This window comes from Metabacillus niabensis, from assembly GCF_902829255.1.
Lineage (GTDB): Bacteria > Bacillota > Bacilli > Bacillales > Bacillaceae > Metabacillus > Metabacillus niabensis.
Map to the genome: position 1 here is coordinate 1 of NZ_CADEPK010000051.1, position 18901 is coordinate 18901.

The 18901-nt window shown below is 36.7% G+C and carries 15 protein-coding genes; 1 reads left to right on the top strand and 14 read right to left on the bottom strand.

Annotated elements, in window-relative coordinates; genetic code table 11:
• Positions 1–63: 63 nt before the first annotated feature.
• On the top strand, positions 64–828 hold the full coding sequence (locus tag HU235_RS06790; protein WP_145581398.1) for a DeoR/GlpR family DNA-binding transcription regulator: 765 nt from the start codon (positions 64–66) through the stop codon (positions 826–828).
• 144 nt (positions 829–972) lie between these two features.
• On the opposite strand, the gene HU235_RS06795 is transcribed toward HU235_RS06790, so the two are convergent.
• From HU235_RS06795 to HU235_RS06860, 14 genes are all read right to left on the bottom strand, one after another.
• Positions 973–1836, bottom strand: coding sequence for a sugar phosphate isomerase/epimerase family protein (locus HU235_RS06795; RefSeq protein ID WP_174879727.1), 864 nt, complete (start codon positions 1834–1836; stop codon positions 973–975).
• Positions 1837–2089: 253 nt separating this feature from the next.
• Positions 2090–2947, bottom strand: coding sequence for a 2-keto-myo-inositol isomerase (gene iolI / locus HU235_RS06800; RefSeq protein ID WP_174879728.1), 858 nt, complete (start codon positions 2945–2947; stop codon positions 2090–2092).
• A gap of 61 nt (positions 2948–3008) precedes the next feature.
• The gene (locus HU235_RS06805; RefSeq protein WP_095297438.1) at positions 3009–4043 is read right to left on the bottom strand and encodes a Gfo/Idh/MocA family protein; all 1035 of its coding nucleotides are present in this window, start codon (positions 4041–4043) and stop codon (positions 3009–3011) included.
• Positions 4044–4118: 75 nt separating this feature from the next.
• A complete protein-coding gene (locus HU235_RS06810; RefSeq protein WP_095297436.1) occupies positions 4119–5567 on the bottom strand; it encodes a sugar porter family MFS transporter in 1449 nt (482 codons plus the stop codon).
• Positions 5568–5594: 27 nt separating this feature from the next.
• Positions 5595–6509 (bottom strand): myo-inosose-2 dehydratase, encoded by a 915-nt coding sequence (gene iolE, locus HU235_RS06815; RefSeq protein ID WP_174879729.1) that lies wholly within the window; start codon positions 6507–6509, stop codon positions 5595–5597.
• Positions 6510–6889: 380 nt separating this feature from the next.
• Positions 6890–8095, bottom strand: a complete 1206-nt coding sequence (locus tag HU235_RS06820) for an MFS transporter (protein WP_174879730.1) — start codon at positions 8093–8095, stop codon at positions 6890–6892.
• A 75-nt stretch (positions 8096–8170) separates the two neighbouring features.
• Positions 8171–9040 (bottom strand): class II fructose-1,6-bisphosphate aldolase, encoded by an 870-nt coding sequence (fba, locus tag HU235_RS06825; protein WP_174879731.1) that lies wholly within the window; start codon positions 9038–9040, stop codon positions 8171–8173.
• 27 nt (positions 9041–9067) lie between these two features.
• Positions 9068–10978 carry a 3D-(3,5/4)-trihydroxycyclohexane-1,2-dione acylhydrolase (decyclizing) gene (gene iolD, locus HU235_RS06830; RefSeq protein WP_095297428.1) on the bottom strand — a complete coding sequence of 637 codons (1911 nt, stop codon included), beginning with the start codon at positions 10976–10978 and terminating at the stop codon, positions 9068–9070.
• Between the two features lie 13 nt (positions 10979–10991).
• Positions 10992–11987: a 5-dehydro-2-deoxygluconokinase gene (gene iolC / locus HU235_RS06835; RefSeq protein WP_095297426.1), complete on the bottom strand. Its 996-nt coding sequence runs from the start codon at positions 11985–11987 to the stop codon at positions 10992–10994.
• A gap of 22 nt (positions 11988–12009) precedes the next feature.
• The gene (iolB, locus tag HU235_RS06840; RefSeq protein ID WP_095297424.1) at positions 12010–12828 is read right to left on the bottom strand and encodes a 5-deoxy-glucuronate isomerase; all 819 of its coding nucleotides are present in this window, start codon (positions 12826–12828) and stop codon (positions 12010–12012) included.
• A gap of 89 nt (positions 12829–12917) precedes the next feature.
• Entirely contained in the window at positions 12918–14393 is a 1476-nt protein-coding gene (locus HU235_RS06845; RefSeq protein WP_370877248.1) for a CoA-acylating methylmalonate-semialdehyde dehydrogenase, read from the bottom strand.
• An 890-nt stretch (positions 14394–15283) separates the two neighbouring features.
• The gene (locus tag HU235_RS06850) at positions 15284–15673 is read right to left on the bottom strand and encodes a tautomerase family protein (protein WP_095297422.1); all 390 of its coding nucleotides are present in this window, start codon (positions 15671–15673) and stop codon (positions 15284–15286) included.
• Between the two features lie 185 nt (positions 15674–15858).
• A complete protein-coding gene (locus HU235_RS06855) occupies positions 15859–17643 on the bottom strand; it encodes an acyl-CoA dehydrogenase family protein (protein WP_174879732.1) in 1785 nt (594 codons plus the stop codon).
• A gap of 59 nt (positions 17644–17702) precedes the next feature.
• On the bottom strand, positions 17703–18878 hold the full coding sequence (locus HU235_RS06860; RefSeq protein ID WP_174879733.1) for an acetyl-CoA C-acetyltransferase: 1176 nt from the start codon (positions 18876–18878) through the stop codon (positions 17703–17705).
• Positions 18879–18901 lie beyond the last annotated feature (23 nt).

Sequence of the window (18901 nt, forward strand, 5' to 3'; positions counted from 1 at the left end):
ATTGTTGGTAATATATAAGTACAAATATGAATGAGTAAATATTGTAACAGGGCTGGTGACTTAATGATTAAGGAAACTCGAATTAATAAGATTGAAGAGTATATAAAAGAAAATAAATCAGTATCCTTGGATGAATTAATGGAGGTATTTAGCGTTTCGAAAAACACAATCCGCCGAGATGTTCAGGAGCTGGTTGAAAGAGGTGATTTTAAAAAGGTCTATGGGGGTGTTGCGGTAAATGATGATAGATCAGCAAAATTAGAATCCTTCCAAGATAGACAAGTCCGCAACAAAAAAGAGAAGGAACTGATAGCAAAAGTAGCGGCTCAATTTATAGATGATGGGGATATTATTTTTGTTGACTCGGGAACGACAACAATTGAGCTTATTGAATTTATTAAAAATAAAAGCGTAACGATCTTAACGAATAGCTTGAATTTTATCGTACATGCCATACCATATGAAAATTTAAATGTTATTTCAACAGGTGGGATTCTTGAAAGAAAAACAAATTCCTTTGGGAGCATTAAATATATTGATTTGCTAAATGCGTATAATATAAAGAAGGCATTTATGGCTTCTACAGGAATCTCATTAACAAATGGAGTAACAAATGCATCCCCATTTGAAAGCGAGCTCAAAACAGCTGTTGTGAATAGAAGCTTGGAAACATATTTGTTAATTGATCATGACAAATTTGATAAATATGGGCTCATGACTTACTGTACTTTGGATAAAATTAATTTTCTTATTACAGATGCAAAGCCGGAGCAAATTTACTTAGATTATCTTAGAAATCATAACATTAAGCTTATTATCCCAGATTAATTTTTTATCCATATTAAAGGGCGAATGTTATTTTAGACATTCGCCTAAAGCTTTATAACAAAAATTCCTTCTTAATTCCTCATGCTCTAACACAAAAAGGGAATGCAGCATAAACTGCTCTTCCCAATTAGTTAACTTTGTTTGTTATAGTCGAAGTCCTTCTTTTATCGATTTCAAAGTTATTTCATTTGACCACTCAGGTTTATCTGGATAAGCGAAAACAGCATTAGTGACAATTCCATCAAACTTGATTTCTCTTAGCTTGCTATACAAAGCATCAAAATTGATTTCACCTTCACCAGGATTTAAATGTTGGTGGATCGTTACATTAGCTCCTGGTGGATTAACGATATAACGCAATCCAAATGCAGCTTTATGATTCATCGTATCAGCAATTAAAACATGTGCTAGCAAATCACCTGCTTCATCTATATGCTTTGCTACATCACCAATCCCATCATCATAGAAAAAGGCATGTGGTACGGAATAGACGAGCTTAATCCAATCTTTGTCAAGCGCACGAATCATCCTAATTGCTTCGATATTCAATTCAATAAAATCATTTGGATGTGATTGAATATTTAGCTTAATCCCTTCCTTTTCAAAAACCGGAAAAAGCTCATCCATTGATTTTAAGAAGGCAGCTTCACTTTCGACTGGACGGCTTTTGTCTCCACTGAACTCAGTATTCATTAAGTCTACTTCTAACTCAGAAGTAATTTCAATACAGCGTTTCCAATTTTTCACGGCTGCTTGGCGTTCGGTTTCATCTGGCGAGGACCATTGCTGAACAGGGAGCACTGAAGAAATCTTAACACCAGCATCTGCACAATATCTTTTTAAATCTTTGATAAGCTGTTTATCAACTTTAGGATATTCATAAAACCAAATAAAATCTTTTCGTGGTGATAATTCTACCCATTCATATCCTAATCGAGCAACTGCATCAATCGTATCTTTTAAATTCGTATTATCACGATAATGTGATGGATCGTACGCTAATCGCATTAGATTTTCACTTCCTTCTTATAAATATAGTTTCATATAATCTTATAAACAAAATGTAATGTATTGATTAACTTTTGGTGATATGTATGCCTCGATCATAATATCAAAAACGCTTACAGTCAATATTTTCTGAAAAATCCAATTAGAAAAGCAGTTTAATAGATTTTAAATATTATTAATACGAGCTAAACAATAGAATGACCAAGAAGAATATAAAGGAAAACTCTTTTTGAGTTACCCATACTTTTAGTATTTATCGGCTTATTCCAACTGATCCAATCTCAAAATATTTTGAAACGACATTAAGGGTTGTTTCTTTTGCTTTTTTAATCGTTTCTTCAGCTTCTAATTGATAATATTCAGGACGGAATAATTCGATTGATACAACATCTGAAAAGCCTATTTCTTTCAATGTTGATAATATGCCATCTAAATCGATAGCACCTTGCCCTGGCCATAAACGATCCTCATCTGTTAAAAAGCCAATAGGGAAATCCTCAGTATCATCAATATGCAAAATAAAGATTTTCGAGGAATCTGCCTTTTTTAAATCCTCTATATTTGAACCCATTGCATGGAAATGGAAACAATCAAGAACAAGACCTACGTTATCGCGATTTACCGCTTCTACAATCTCATATGCTTGAGCAAATGTATTAACTGTACATTTTGGGTGTCCGACAAATTCTAAAGCAATTTTTATTCCATACGGCTCTGCTAAGCTTGATAATTCAGTAAGAACCTCTAGACAGCTGGTTTTTATATCCTCTTTAAGAATTTTCTCTTCGGTAACTAGTGGAACCGCAACTATATATTTAATACCTATTTTCTTACCTAATTCCAACATCTCAGTAAATTGTGAAATAATTTCCTTATATCCCTCTTCATCGCGATTATTAAAAAATACAAGGGCATTAAGCGCTAATGGCTTTATGTGATGGGTTTGAAAGTAAGTTACTAACTCTTCAATAGAATGCTCCTCTAAATATTCAGGTAATTTATCCATTGAGCGAATTTCAATAAAATCGTATCCATGTTTTTCGCAATATTCTAGGTCTTTTATAAGGTTGGAATTTTCTAAAGTAGTCGCTTGATTAAAGCATAATTTCATCTCAATCATCCCCAATTCCATTTTTTCTCATAACTGCTTTCCGTTTTTTAATCCTCATTTATCAGATGATTTGAAGTCCTTTTTCACTATAAAATGCCGGTCTTTCCTGTAGGTGAATGAGCTCTTCTTCACCTGTTTGCTGAGCTTTTACACATGCATCTGACGTTACCGCTGCAATGTAACCATCCCAAGAGGTTGGTCCATTTGGTTTCCCATCCTTTGTAATGGAATCAATAAAGTCTTGAATTTCCACATTATACGCATCCATAAACCGATATTTCCAATCGTTTAAAATCGTTGAGCTTAATTTTTGATTTTTCCGTAGAACGACACTTTGAAATTCAGGTAGCTTCACAATCCCTTCATCCCCAATTACTTCACATTGAATATCATAACCGTACTGACAATTAACAAATACTTCTACACTTATAACAATTCCACGGTTTGTTGTTATTGTAAACAATTGAGGGTCCTGAAGATTTGCATGTGAATATTTTGTTTTCCTTGGAAAATGAACCTGAACTGATTTATAGTCATCATCAATTAACCAATGTAGTACATCAATTTCATGAATTAATGTATCTGTTACTGCCATATCTGTCGTATAGCTCTCACCAACTTGTGGATTACGGTGTGCAGCACGAATCATTAATGGCTCACCAATTTCATTGCCTTCAATTGCTTGCTTTAATTGTATATAGCCGCTATCATAACGACGCATGAAACCAACCTGAACAAGCTTCTTCCCTTGCTTCATTTCAGCTTCTACAATTCTGAGGCACCCTGCCGCCGTAGTTGCTAATGGTTTTTCACAAAAAACATATTTTCCGGCTTCTACTGCTGCGACAACCGTTTCTTCATGTGCTGGTCCCCAACTTGAGACAAGCACAACATCGACATTTGGGTCTGCGATAAGCGCTTTATCATCAGGATAAATAACTGCATCTAATTGATAAGCTTCAACTGCTTGCTTTGCAGATTCCTGATTAACATCTGTTACTGCAATAACTTTACCGCCTGATAATTTATTTGTAATTCTATTAATATGCTCTTTCCCAATTGCTCCTGTCCCGACAACTCCAAAACGTAATGTCATCTTAAGTTCCTCCAATTCTATTAATAAGTTAAATTTCAAATGTTTGTAATCACCTAATATATAAAGCGCTTACTATTATAAGTTAGGATTTTCCACCTGTTCATTAACAGCTGGTTTAAGCTTATTCGATTTGTAAGTTCTAAAGTATTGTTCGAGCTGTTCAAGCGATTTTCCTTTTGTCTCTGGTAAACATTTAAATACAAATGTAATAGCACCAATACCAAATACTGCAAAAATAAAGAATGTTGTGGAAAGACCAACTGCATTAAGTAGGATAGGAAATGAAAACCCCACGAGAAAGTTTGTAATCCAAAGACAGAAAACCGTAACTCCCATTCCTATCCCTCTTAACCTTAATGGGAAAATTTCAGATAACATTAGCCATGTAACAGGTGAGATTGCTCCTTGTTGAAATGTAAGGAATGTAACGGTCAAACTTAATACGACAATAGGAAGTATTGCCGAACCATTTAATACAAATGAGAATACTCCTATAAGTGTTAATGCTATAGTAGTCCCAATCAAGCCTACAATAAGCATTGGACGCCTTCCAACCTTGCCTAGTAACCAAATACCAACAAAAGTAGCTAAAACTGAAATGACCCCATTTGCAATATTCGCTATTAAGGCAGCATCTGTTGAAAAACCTGACTCTTGTAAAATTTGCGTACCGTAATACATTATCGAGTTAACACCAGTTATTTGCTGAACAATCGCAATTCCGATACCAATCAACAAAATTCTTCGGACCCACGATATATTTAAATCTTTAAAGGTTGCTTGAGAAATATTTGATTCCTGTGCAAGATTATCTTGAATTTCTTTAAGCTCAGATTCCGCCTTATCCGCCTGACGAATTTGTTGAAGAACGCGAAGTGCCTCACCAATTTTCCCCTTTGATGCGAGCCAACGGGGACTTTCTGGAACAATTCTCATTCCAAACCATAATAAAACAGCAGGTAATGAAGCAATTACAAGCATCCAACGCCAAACATTAGCAGATTCTTGACCAATTGTATTACCAAGAATTGCATTAAACGTAAATGCTAACAATTGACCGGTAACAATCATTAGCTCATTTTGGGTAACCATTCTCCCCCGATTCTCAGCTGGTGACATTTCCGCTAAAAAGGCTGGGACCATAACTGACGCCGCTCCAACAGCTAACCCTAGTAAAAAGCGACATATAATCATTACTGTTGCTGTAGGTGAAATTGCACAACCTATCGTAGCGAAGAAAAATAGTAACGCAAGATTAAGAATCATTTTACGGCGACCAAATCTATCTGATAATCTTCCACCAAAAACTGCTCCAAATGCTGCTCCAAAAAGCAATGAACTTGTAACAAGTCCTTCTATTACAGGTGTAAGATTCAGTTCATCTGGCCGTGCCATAAAAGGTAATGCACCATTAATTACACCTGTATCATATCCAAAAAGTAATCCTCCGAATGTTGATATAATCGTTATTTTACGTAATGCCCTTTTTTGTTCTCCTTTATTAACTCCGATTTGATTATTCATTCCTTTATCCCCCCAAGGAGCACTTTATTAATTACTCATTAATGCATTGTTCTTGATGCTCATTAACTTTTCATCAATATATCCCCGGGCCATTAAAGCATACTCTAAAGGATGTGCGATCTGTGGGTCTTGTTCAGCTTCAACGACAATCCAGCCATGATAATTTGAATTTATTAGCTTTTTATATACCTTTGTAAAATCAATACATCCATCTCCAGGTACAGTAAACATTCCAGCCAAAAAGGATTGTTGAAATGATTTCCCAATTTTTTCACATTGTTCTTTTACATTTTGACGAACATCTTTGAAATGGACGTGCTTGATCCGTGTAATATGCTTATCAAGTATTGCTAAATAATCACCATCAGATACAAAAATATGACCAGTATCATACAATAAATGCACATACTGTGAATCGGTATTTTCCATTAGTCTATCAACCTCTTCTTTTGTCTGGATTCCTGTTCCCATATGATGGTGATAAACTAATTTTAAATCATACTGATTTGCAATTTTCCCTAATTCATTTAAGCCCTCACATAGACGTTCCCATTCTTCATCAGTAAAACAAGGCTTGTTGGCAAACACATTCTGCACTGTCCCTTGAACACTGTATGTTTGCTCTGATACAACCGCAACATTTGCATGAACCTCTTTTAAATACTGACAATGCTCATGGAACAATTGAGACACACTTACTAAACCGTCTCGAATAATAAAACTACTAAACCATTTCCCGGCAATTTTTAAGTTTCGAAGCTTTAATTCCTTGTTAAGAACTTTAGGTTCAGGAAAAAAACCACCAACTTCTGTTCCTTCAAAACCAGCAACTACAATGTCACTCAATAAATGTGAAAGTGTATTTCCTGCACCGATTTCTGGGATATCATCATTTCTCCAGCCAATTGGAGCAATTCCCCATGTAATCCTCTGTTTACTCAATGCAACCTCCCCCTTCGATTTAGTATAAGTGCTTTCAAATTGCGGAATTATTTTTTTCAAAGTTTGAGATAAGTAGCATCTTATGTAATAAGCTTTTAATCTATTTTTCCTTTCGTTATTTTTTTCAATACCTCCATTCCTATTTTAGTTTAATATAGTTAACATTTTATTAGTTGTTGGTTAACTATTGGTTATCTATGTGTAAATAATAATATTAAAAACGCTTTCAGTCAATTATTTTTTTGAAATTCGTTCAAAAAAATTACTCAACTTTTACTCAACAAGCACCATTGCAATTCTCAATTCTTCATCAAACTAGATTATTTCTTGCATGTAAAACAAAAAACTATTCTCCACGTTCAGAGAATAGTTATATTCCATCAGCTTTTTGATTCTGTTCGTGAGGATATGAACTCTTTTGAATAGACCATCCGCTTGCTTGGACTCCATTGCCAAACTAAATACGTGGCGATCAAGCCTAAACATCCGACAAAGTAAAACCCTACTTTCATACTAAATAGCGAATTGACAATTCCAGTACATAACGGCCCTAAACAAATACCAATTGCATATATTGCCTGATAAGCACCCATTGCGGTAGCTCTCTTTTCTTTCGCAATTTTTTCAATTGCTAGCCCTAGTAATAGCGGAAAAATAATTCCAAGGAAAAATCCTTTTACCCCCTGAACAACTAGAAATATCCCCTTCGATTCGATAAACGGGATGATGAACGTTGTAGGTGCTGCATAAAGAAATGCCAGCTGTAATGCCCGCCATTCTCCTATCCGAGGAATAAGAATTCTCCCCATAAAAAGCGTGGCAATAGCATGTGGAATCATAAATACGATGACATTCCAGGTTATTTCACTTGTACTAAATCCAATTGACAACGCATAATTAGAAGTAAATCCAAACACTGTAGAAAAAATCATACTATGTGCCAATATTGAAAGCACTGAAACTTTCAACAAAGAAGGCTCTTTAATAATAGCAATAGCATCCTTTAAACTGAATGCTTCCATAGTTATGGCATTTTTATATTCTGTAATGAAAAAGGAAAGTATCATACCGACTAAACTAAATATGCTACCAATTATAAAAGGCGCCCTCCAGCCCCATTCATCTACAAGATATCCACTAAAGCTCATTCCTAATAATTGAGCGAGCACAACTATAAATGAAATCGTCCCCATCGCTTTATGAACGTGTTTATCGTCATAAAAGGTTGGAAATAAGACGGTAAACACTACCCAAGAGGAAGCTGATAATCCTGCTAAAGAACGCGCTAAAAAGATCATCCAAAGATTTTCAGTAAGAAGATAAATTAGACAACTAAGAAAGCTCGAAAACATTCCAAAAATAATAAAAGGCTTTCTATATTTCACAAGGTCTGATATGATTCCAATCGGCAGTCTGCACAAAAGTTGTAATAATCCATAGCTGCTTAGTACGATTCCAATAAAGGAATATTGCCCTCCAATTGATTCCATATAAGGTGATAAAATAGGAACATAAATAAAATGAGGAAACCATAATAAAAAAGAGATGATGATAAATAAGTATTTAGTCGATTGTTTTCTTTCCAACCTGTCATCACTTCCAATCAAGATGCATACAAAAAAAGAGAGTGAATGCCTTAATCGCTAACACCCTCATCTAGTTTATGCTTTATGATTTGATCCAAATTCCCTAATCTTAGCTTTAACCGTTTCCTTTACTGCTTCTTTTCCATGTATCATAATTGAACGAGCATCATATATGTCTTGATCATTTTCTAAAACATTTCGTATAGCCGCAGTCCACGCCTGTAAGCATTCTGTATTTACATTTATTTTGGCATGACCAAGCTCGATTGTTTTTTGGATTTGGTAAAGAGGAATTCCCGATCCACCGTGCAGTACTAAAGGTATATTGATTAAATCAGCTATTTCCTTCATTTCTGCAAAGCCTAATTTTGGTTCACCTTGGTATGGTCCATGGACGGATCCAAGCGCCGCTGCTAACGCGTCTATTCCTGTTTCTTCAACAATCCGGCTACAATGAACCGGATCAGCATATTGAATTCCACCGATCATTCCATCCTCATTTCCGCCAACTGTACCAACCTCTGCTTCAACAGATACTCCACGAGGTCTTGCATATTCAACGACTTCCTTTGTCATAGCAATATTTTCTTCTATTGAAAAGTGCGAGCCATCAATCATAACAGATGTATAACCAGCATCAATTGCTTCCTTACATCTTTCTACACTTGTACCATGATCCAGATGCAAGGCAACTGGAACTGTAATCCCTTTATTCTCTACAAGTTGACGAACAACGGTAGAAATAAGATGAAATCCACCTAAATAGTCTACAAGTCTATCAGATGATGCAACAATAACAGGTGCCTGCTCTTCCTGTGCCGCTTCTAATATAGCCTCCACCCATTGGAAGCTATTCATATTAAATTGACCGATCGCATACTTTCCTTCTCTTGCTTTAGTGAGCATCTTTTTCATTGATACTAGCTTCGTAGATGTTGTTAACATGTAAATTCATCACCTCGCTTTTCTCATTTAATATTGCTTTGCAGTTTGTAGCATTTTCTTTCTACTATCATTCGCCTTTTGAATGCTTTCCTTTTGAGAAACTTCTGCAACCCCAACATTCCACCAGCTTTCATAGCCGTCAGTCATTGTTTTTGGTAGCACTTTAATATCAATTAATGTTGATACACTTTGCTTTTTAGCATCCTCAAGGGCTGCCTTCAATTCTTGAACTGTATGAACCTTATAAGTTTTTGCACCATACCCTTCTGCAACCTTTGCATAATCAATATTCATTATTTTATTGTCATGTGTTCTAAATTCACAGAAGTAGCTTCCACCACCGTGATCCATTTGGAGATTATTAATACATCCAAACCCTGAATTATCAAAAAGGACTACATTAATTTTGTAGTTATATTGAATAGCAGTTATTAGCTCAGAGTGCAGCATGAGAAAGCTTCCATCACCAACAAGTGAATATACCTCTTTATCAGGCTCCGCCAATTTAATTCCTAGTGCACCCGATACCTCATATCCCATACAGGAATATCCATACTCAACATTATACGTATTAGGAACAGTCGGATTCCAAATACGTTGAACATCACCAGGTAGCGATCCTGCTGCGGTAATGATTGTACTGTCTGGTGCAATGACATCATTAACTGTGATTAATGCAGTCGTTTGCGCCAATTCAGTATTTAACTGATCTGCATATTCATTCAATATTTCTTGTGAAAAGTGATTTTTTACCTCAGGCTCAAACCCTTCACGTTTAAATTGAATGTTGCTTAGACGCTCTCTTTCAGCTGTCCACTCTTCTTTCAATTCAAAAATGGTTGACCCGAATTCACTTACATACCCCTCTAATAATGGTGCCAATTGTTCCAAGGTCACCTTGGCATCTGCAACTACTTGGAACGCATCCAGCTTATAGGCATGAAGACGGCTAACGTTTATATTTAAAAATTTCGCATTGTCAAAATTAAAGGCCGTTTTAGAAGAGGTTGCAAAATCTGTATATCTTGTTCCAATTCCAATAATTAAATCAGCTTGACGGGCAGCCTTATTTGCTGCTAACGTACCAGTAATTCCCAAACCACCTAGATTATTTTTAAACGTACTTTCGACCGTTGCTTTACCAGCTTGTGTTTCAACTAATGGGATGTGATGTTTTTCAGATAAAGAGACTAATATATCACGAGCCTGTGAATATTTAGCTCCTCCCCCAACAAGAATAACAGGTCTTTTACTGTCCTTAATTAATTTTGCTGCCCCTTCTAACTCACGTTTAACAGGTTCTTTACGGTCTAAATAATGCACCCTTTTTTCAAAGAACCTTTCATCATAATCAAATGCCTCTCCTTCAACATCCTGAGCAATACAGATGGTCGCTGGACCTGCCTTCCCCGGATCTGTCATTACTTCAAAGGCGCGAATTAAGCTTGACATTAACTGCTCGGGGCGAGTAATACGATCCCAGTAGCGAGAAACCGGCTTTAATGCATCATTTGTTGTGACAGCTAAACTATATTCATGCTCTACTTGCTGTAATACTGGATCTGGCTGTCTTGTGGCAAACGTATCTCCAGGTAAAAGCAAAACTGGTATATTATTAGCTAATGCTGTTCCTGCGGCTGCAGCTAGATTTGCTGAGCCTGGTCCAACAGAGGTTGTAACAGCATAGATTTTTTGTCGAAGCATTTGTTTACTATAAGCAATTGCTGCATGTGCCATTCCTTGTTCATTTTTACCTTGAATGACTTTTAAATGACCTGCATCTTGTTCAAGCGCTTGCCCAATCCCTAATACATTTCCATGGCCAAACACATTAAAAACACCTTCAACAAAAGGGAATTCCTCTCCATCTACATTAATATACTGCTGATTTAAAAATTTGATTAAAGCTTGTGATGTGGTTAATCTAATTTTCCCCATACCCTTTCACCTCTTACTTATTTTGGTAAACTGCTTCCCTCTCTGCTATTAGCTGTTCAATTTCTTTCACTGTAGGCATCGCCTCAGATGAGCTATGCTTACTAACGACAATTGCAGCAGAAGCACTGCCATATTTCAATGCAGTATCAATATCCATTCCATTTATCAGTGCATATAGAAAAGCAGAGGCATATGAGTCACCCGCACCAAATGTTTTTAATACCTTAGTTAAATATGCTTTACCTTTGAATATTTCTCCTGTTTTCGCATATGCATAAGACCCCTCAACACCATGTTTGATCACAATTAGCTTTGGAGAATGCTTAAATAACTCATGAATTGTTGCTTCATTACTTCCATTTTCACGATTTTCCAGCACATCAAATTCGTCTCGAGTACCAATTACAACATCTGATTGCTGAGCAACAAGTGTATAATAGATAGAAGTTTCTAATTGAGATTCCCACGTATAACCGCGATAGTCCAATTCAAAAAATACTTGAACATCATTTTTCTTTGCAAGATGAACAGCCTTCAGTACAGCCTCACGAGAAGGACTTTTCGCTAAGGCTGTGCCTGATACAAGAAGCACCTTTGCCTTTCTTATATACTCCTCACTTACTTCAGAGGGATTTAAATAAAGATCTGCCACTTCATCTCGATACATTAAAATGCTGCATTCCTCAGGGCTTTTAATTTCCGTGAAAGCTAAGCCTGTTTTATGTCCATCATTATCTATAGGCATTTGTGATGTATCAACACCGACTTCCGCCATGTAATTTTTTATAAATCGGCCGTGCTGATCATCTGCTAGCTTCCCAATAAATCCTGTCTTCAAGCCTAATTTTGATGCACCAATTGCGATATTTGCCGGAGAACCGCCAACATATTTTTTGAACGTCATCGTTTCTTCCATCGGTCTGTTATACTCCACTGCATTTAAATCGATACATGCTCTACCGATTGCAATCATATCGAACTCAGCTTTAGGATTAAACTCCAATTTCAAAATGAACATCTCCCTTACCTTTTTATTTTCTCTCTAAGATCCATTCATGCGCACGTTCGTTATGGAATTTCCAAATACGTTTAGGACCGGCCATAATATTTAAGTAATAAGAATCATAGCCGTCAGGAACAGCAACTGGATGATATCCTTTCGGCACTATGACAACATCTCCGTTTTCCACTGCCATTGTTTCATCTAATGTGCGATCATCTGTATAAACGCGCTGAAAGACAAAGCCTTGCTTTGGATTCATCTCATGATAATACGTCTCTTCTAAGAAAGATTCATATGGCAGGTTATTCTGATCATGTTTATGTGGTGGATAGCTAGACCAATTGCCACTATCAGTGAATACTTCAACAACGAGCAAGCTATTAGCAGCAGGATTTGAATCAGGTAAAATATTATGAACTAATCGTTTATTGCTATATTTTCCGCGATATTCAATTTGATTATCTTCTGCTTTAATTAGCTTTGTCGGCAATTGCTGTTGTGATGGAGAATAACAGAGAACTACTCTTGCCTGACTATTCGCTTCAATTTGAAATTGCTGATTATTTGAAACATACACACTATCAGTTGGCTTCTTCTCAAATACACACTCTCTTGTCCCGATATTTTCAAACGTTACTTGTTGATCAGAAACAGTAATTTTACCAGTTAAAGCAACAATACAACATTCTACCTTGTCTAAATCTTCTGTATATGTAGCACCAGGATTCAAATCAATGACCTTCATTCCAACGAACTCCAATAATGAACTATCTGTCATGACATCATGTATGAGTGTTACACCTGGCGATATTTCAACTGCTTTTGGTTTTCGGAGTAATTTACTCATTGTATGTGCGCTCCTTTTGTTTAAGTTAAAATGAGAATTGCTATTATCCTATAAAACTCCTATAGAGATAATAGCGGAGGGTTTTCATTTCATTCAAAAGTTGGTGCTTTATAGTTAGCTGTTACTACCTTTTTACGCGTATAGAAATCAACACTATCCTTACCATTTGCATGTAAAGTACCATAGAAGGACGATTTCCAGCCAGAGAATGGGAAGAATGCCATTGGTGCCGGTACACCTAAGTTTACTCCCAACATACCTGCATCAATATTTTCACGGAAGTAACGGATGGAAGAAGCATTTGATGTATAAATGCAAGCACCATTTGCAAATTCTGATTTATTTGTTATTTCAACTGCCTCTTTTAAATTTTTCACACGTATAATTGATAAAACTGGTGCAAAAATTTCGTCCTTCCAAATGCTCATATCTGTTGTTACCTCATCAAAAATTGTTGGTCCAACAAAATACCCTTCCTCAGGTACAGACTGACGACCATCACATACTAATTTAGCACCTTCATTAATTCCTTTTTGAATATATTCTAAAGTTCGTTGTTTATTTTGCTCGCGAATAACTGGACCTAAAAATACACCTTCATCAAGTCCATTCCCAATTTGTACTTCTTTTGTTTTCTCTATTAATCTTTGTAAAAACGCATCTGCAATATCATCTTCAACAGCTACAACAGAGCAAGCCATACAGCGCTCACCTGCTGAACCAAATGCTGAAGCAATCACATTTGTCGTTGCATGCTCTAAATCAGCATCCTGTAAAACGATTGAGTGGTTCTTTGCCCCAGTTAACGCTTGAACACGTTTTAAATTTGCACTTCCTCGTTTATATACATACTCACCAACTGGCTGTGAGCCTACAAATGAAATCGCCTTTACCTCTGGATGATCCAATAGACCATTTACAACATCATGTGCACCATGTACCATATTGAATACACCTTTTGGAAGACCAGCTTCTTCTAATAGCTCTGCTAATTTTTCAGCTAGCATAGGAGTTCTTTCAGATGGTTTAAGAACAAATGTATTTCCTACCGCAATCGCCATTGGGAACATCCAGCAAGGTACCATCATCGGAAAGTTAAAAGGTGTAATACCTCCAACAACTCCAATTGGATAACGGTAATTCGTAATCTCAACATCTGTTGCAATTGTAGTTAAGGAATCCCCCATCATGAGAGTAGGTGCTCCTGTAGCAAATTCTACATTCTCAATTCCGCGTCCAACCTCACCTAATGCTTCCGTAAGGTTTTTACCATTTTCAAGTGTAATAATTCGAGCTAGCTCCTTTTTATTATTTTGCAAAAGCTGTTGGAAGTTAAATAAAACTCTAGCCCGTTTTTGAACTGGAACATTTCGCCATTCCTTAAATGCCTTTGCAGCAACTTCTACCGCATAATCAACTTCTTCTTTTGTTGAAATAGGCACTTGAGCAATTATTTCATTTGTAGCAGGATTGTAAACATCTTCATATTGAGTCGTTTTACTTTCTACCCAATCACCATTTATAAAGTTTTTTAGCTTTTTAACCCTCGTGATTACTTCAGACATTTCAACTTCCTCCTTAGCGATTTCCCCTAAAGTAGGGCCATTTTTATAACATTGTTGCTATTTAAGTAGTTGTGGCAAGCAGTAAAGTCAACCTTCACATTGGTGCTGCTCGTTTTCTGTGGAGCATGCAGTTCACTCCTACTGCTTCGATTAATTTGAAATAGTTTTCCTTTATTAAATTTGTACTAGAGAAGAGCATGAGTGAAGGTCCTATTGCCGCCTGTAAATCTAGCGATAACCTTATGTCATTATTTATAGATTATTATATTTTGGTTATCTTTTGGTTATGTCTGACTCTATCTTAATACTAAAAACGCTTTCAGTCAATTATTTTTCTATGTTTTTTATATTTTCATGGGTAATTCTTGAGAATTATCTTATGTTCATTATTACTAGCTCAATTAATATGCATGTATACATACTTATAGACGTTTCTGTAATACTTTGTTGTTGATTTCAGCAAGAGGCACGCCCTTGGTGGTTCTTAAGCTTAGTTTATTAACGTCTGGAAGGTTTCCCTTTGCCATAATTATCTAAGCAGGAGCCTCATGCATCTGTTCAAATTTAAACAGTGATATCCTTATAGAAAAAGAGGAAGGTAATTTATTAAAATGTAAGATTAGTAGGCTACTATATAAATGGTTTAAAGGTACAATGAATTGGGATATTTCAGAAAAAGGAAAGGTCTGCTCTGATTATTCCAGTACAGACCTTATAGAAGTATTAAAAAATGGTTTTAAATCCTTTTCATAAAGTTTAGCTATCAATATATCTGTTTGAGGTGGCAAAAGTCATATTAGATTATTTTTAGATGTGTCTTATATAAAATGAAAAATTGTTCTTTCTATAAAACATGGAAATATCTCACCATAACAATCAATATAGGGTTACTATAGCTGTCCTAATAAAAATTGTGCTTCACCAAATCCAAAGCTCCAGTCTGCTGCTCCATTTGTTACGATCGATATCATAATATTATTAGATGTTATCCCACAGCTTTTCTCTAGCTCTTCAGCAACTAATTGATAGAACTCCTTCTTTTGTTTCGTGCTTCTTTCAGTACTTGTTACGCTAATCACAACAACATCCTTGCTTCTTTCAAAACCTAAGCCTGTGTCTTGGATGATTAGTTCATTTGCTGGATGCTGGCTAACAATTTGGTAACGATCTCTTTCAGGTACGTCAAATGCTTTTACAACAGCTCGGTGAATCGCATCCAATAATTCTTTTAGAGACCTTTCATCACGGCCCTCTACTACATCAACTCTTATCAACGGCATTTTAAAACCCCCTAACAAAATGATAAAGTAATTATAATATCTTGGTTAACTTTTGGCAATATTTTTGTTTTTATTCCATAAACAAAACGCTTGGTTATTTGAACCGCACCTCCAATTGTTAGATATTCTCCAACAATTGGCTGCAGTTCAATTATCCAAGCGTCTTTGCTTAAGTCTCTTGTTATTTATGCTAAATAAGCATTTTTCTCAATCAACACTTTGGCAATCTCACGTTTTTTACTAATAACATTTATCGGTGTATGACGTGTAAATTTTCGTAATGCCGAAAGCATCATCCGTAACGAATCACCTGTTTCTACGGCAATTAGTGTCTCTTTTGCGTGTGCTTCAATTTCATTGAAGGCCTCCTGACAATATACTTCGGTGTAGAGAAGCTTTTGCTTGTTCTTTTCCTCTCCAGTGCGAGCAATTGCTTTTTCTGTTCGGAGGATAGCTGATTCCATTGCATAAATATTGCTTACAATATCTGCAATATTGACAAGAACCTCTTGCTCCTTCTGAAGGTCTTTCCCATATTTTTGTGCAGCAAGCCCCGTGATTAAAATAGCAATTTTCTTCGCATTTTTCAAAAGATGCTTTTCTTGCTCTAATGTCCCATCGCCTACCTCCTCAGGCATAAGCATCATTAATTCCTCCTGTAAGCTTTGTGCTTTTTGGAATAATGGTAGCTCTCCTTTTAATGCTTTCCGTAAATAAGTTCCAGGGACTAGGAGGCGATTTATTTCATTTGTTCCTTCAAAAATCCGATTAATTCGTGAATCACGATAAATTCTTTCTACTTCATATTCAGCCATAAATCCGTAGCCGCCGTGGATTTGCACTCCTTCGTCTACGACATAATCAAGTGTTTCAGAACCAAACACCTTGTTCAAAGAACACTCTATTGCATACTCTGCAATAGCGCTTGCTACTTCTTTTCCATCCTGTAATTGTTCAGCTGTTAAACGACTCATTCGATCTTCGAATAATCCTACAGTTCGATAAACAGAGCTTTCCATAACGTATGTTTTCACTGCCATATTCGCTAATTTTTCTCCAATTAACGAAAAGCGAGAAATCGGTGTTTTGAATTGCTGGCGCTGATTTGCATATTGGACAGATAGATCAATTACTCTTTTTGCGCCGCCAATTGTACCGACCGCTAATTTATAACGACCAATATTAAGAATATTAAAGGCTATGACGTGACCTTTACCTAGTTCACCTAATAAATTTTCCTTTGGAACCGCGACATCTTCAAGTATTAATGTTCTTGTAGAGGAGCCCTTAATTCCCATTTTCTTTTCTTCAGGTCCTGTCGACACACCTTTAAATTCCTTCTCAACAATAAATGCAGAAAAATGTTCACCATCTACCTTTGCATATACGATAAATATGTCAGCAAAGCCGGAGTTTGTAATCCATTGCTTTTCTCCATTTAAAAGGTAATGAGTCCCTTCTTGATTTAGCTTTGCTACAGCTCTCGCCCCTAGCGCATCAGATCCGGAGTTTGGCTCAGTTAATGCATAGGCTGCTAATTTTTCTCCAGTTGCAAGGTCTGGTAAATATTTTTGCTTTTGCTCCTCATTTCCGAATAAAACAATCGGTAGCGAGCCAATCCCAACATGTGCCCCAAAAGATAAAGAAAAGCTTCCTGCACGGGAGATTTTTTCGGTAATTAACGCTGAGCTTATTTTATCAAGACCGATCCCGCCGTATTCCTCCGGTACATCGGCTCCAAGTAAGCCAAGCTCCCCTGCTTTTTTTAATAGTTTCACAGACTTATCAAATTGATGATTTTCAATATCATCAAGATGTGGCAATACCTCATTTACAACAAAATCCTCTGTCGTTTTTGCAATCATTTTATGCTCATCGGTAAAATCCTCTGGTGTGAAAATTTGTTCATACGTTAAATCCTCGATTAAAAAGCTTCCACCTTTAATAATTGCCTCAGCCGCTTTTGACATGAATATTCCCCCATTTTCATGTTTAATGTAAACACTAAGTACCCCTTACAATTACATTCCTATATTAATTCAAATACTCCCGCTGCTCCCATACCACCACCAATACACATTGTTACTATTCCAAATTGTTCTTGACGTCGTTTCATTTCATGAATAAGAGTTAAAGTCAATTTCGTACCAGAGCATCCTAATGGATGACCTAGTGCAATTGCCCCACCATTCACATTCACCTTTTCTTCATCTAAGCCGAGCTCCCGAATGACTTGAATCGCTTGGGAAGCAAATGCTTCATTTACCTCAAATAAACCGATATCAGAAAGCTCAAGCCCGGCATATTTTAACGCTAATGGCACAGCTGCAACTGGACCAATCCCCATTATTTCAGGTGGAACTCCAGCGACAGCAAATGAGCGAAACTTTGCAATCGGTGTGTATCCTTCTGCTTCTGCCTTTTCACGTTCCATTAATAGAACGGCTGCAGCCCCATCACTTGTTTGTGATGAATTTCCAGCAGTAACCGTCCCCGTTGTAGAAAAAGCAGGACGAAGTGAAGCTAGGACATCCAAATTTGTATTTACCCTGACCCCCTCATCCTGCTGGAAAATTTTCCGATTCTCCTGAAGCTTATGATCAGGTCCAACTGTTTTTATTACAACTTCAACTGGTACAATTTCTTCGGCAAATTTCCCCTCTTTTATTGCATTTGACGCCCTTTGGTGGCTTCTTACTGAAAATGCATCCTGCTCTTCTCTCGTAATTCCATACTTTTTCGCTACCTGTTCTGCTGTATGTCCCATCCCCATATAATATTCAGGTGCTTCTTCTGCTAGCTTTGCATTTGGTCTAACAATATGCCCCATCATCGGGACTAAGCTCATGGATTCAACACCACCAGCAATCGATGTATTTGCATGACCTAGTATGATTTTTTCTGCCGCAAATGCAATGCTTTGTAAGCCAGAGGAGCAGTAACGATTAATTGTAATCGCAGGCACTGTATAAGGAAGGCCTGCAAGTGCACCGATATTTCTAGCCATATTTAAGCCTTGCTCTGCCTCCGGTGTTGCGCAGCCAATAATTAAATCATCAATATTTCCCTCGTAATCACCTGCTCGCTTTAACGTTTCTTTTACAACAATTGCCCCTAAATCATCAGGACGCATATTTGCTAATGTTCCCTTCTTCGCTTTCCCAACTGGTGTTCTTGCTCCAGCGACAATGACTGCTTCCTTCATAACTCCAACCTCCCCTTTGTTTC

What these genes read in the sequence shown, in the direction of transcription:
- HU235_RS06790 (WP_145581398.1), top strand. Translation starts at nt 64, where the DNA reads ATGATTAAGGAAACTCGAATTAATAAGATTGAAGAGTATATAAAAGAA.
- HU235_RS06795 (WP_174879727.1), bottom strand. Translation starts at nt 1,836, where the DNA reads ATGCGATTAGCGTACGATCCATCACATTATCGTGATAATACGAATTTA.
- iolI (WP_174879728.1), bottom strand. Translation starts at nt 2,947, where the DNA reads ATGAAATTATGCTTTAATCAAGCGACTACTTTAGAAAATTCCAACCTT.
- HU235_RS06805 (WP_095297438.1), bottom strand. Translation starts at nt 4,043, where the DNA reads ATGACATTACGTTTTGGAGTTGTCGGGACAGGAGCAATTGGGAAAGAG.
- HU235_RS06810 (WP_095297436.1), bottom strand. Translation starts at nt 5,567, where the DNA reads ATGAATAATCAAATCGGAGTTAATAAAGGAGAACAAAAAAGGGCATTA.
- fba (WP_174879731.1), bottom strand. Translation starts at nt 9,040, where the DNA reads ATGTTAACAACATCTACGAAGCTAGTATCAATGAAAAAGATGCTCACT.
- iolD (WP_095297428.1), bottom strand. Translation starts at nt 10,978, where the DNA reads ATGGGGAAAATTAGATTAACCACATCACAAGCTTTAATCAAATTTTTA.
- iolB (WP_095297424.1), bottom strand. Translation starts at nt 12,828, where the DNA reads ATGAGTAAATTACTCCGAAAACCAAAAGCAGTTGAAATATCGCCAGGT.
- HU235_RS06845 (WP_370877248.1), bottom strand. Translation starts at nt 14,393, where the DNA reads ATGTCTGAAGTAATCACGAGGGTTAAAAAGCTAAAAAACTTTATAAAT.
- HU235_RS06850 (WP_095297422.1), bottom strand. Translation starts at nt 15,673, where the DNA reads ATGCCGTTGATAAGAGTTGATGTAGTAGAGGGCCGTGATGAAAGGTCT.
- HU235_RS06855 (WP_174879732.1), bottom strand. Translation starts at nt 17,643, where the DNA reads ATGTCAAAAGCGGCTGAGGCAATTATTAAAGGTGGAAGCTTTTTAATC.
- HU235_RS06860 (WP_174879733.1), bottom strand. Translation starts at nt 18,878, where the DNA reads ATGAAGGAAGCAGTCATTGTCGCTGGAGCAAGAACACCAGTTGGGAAA.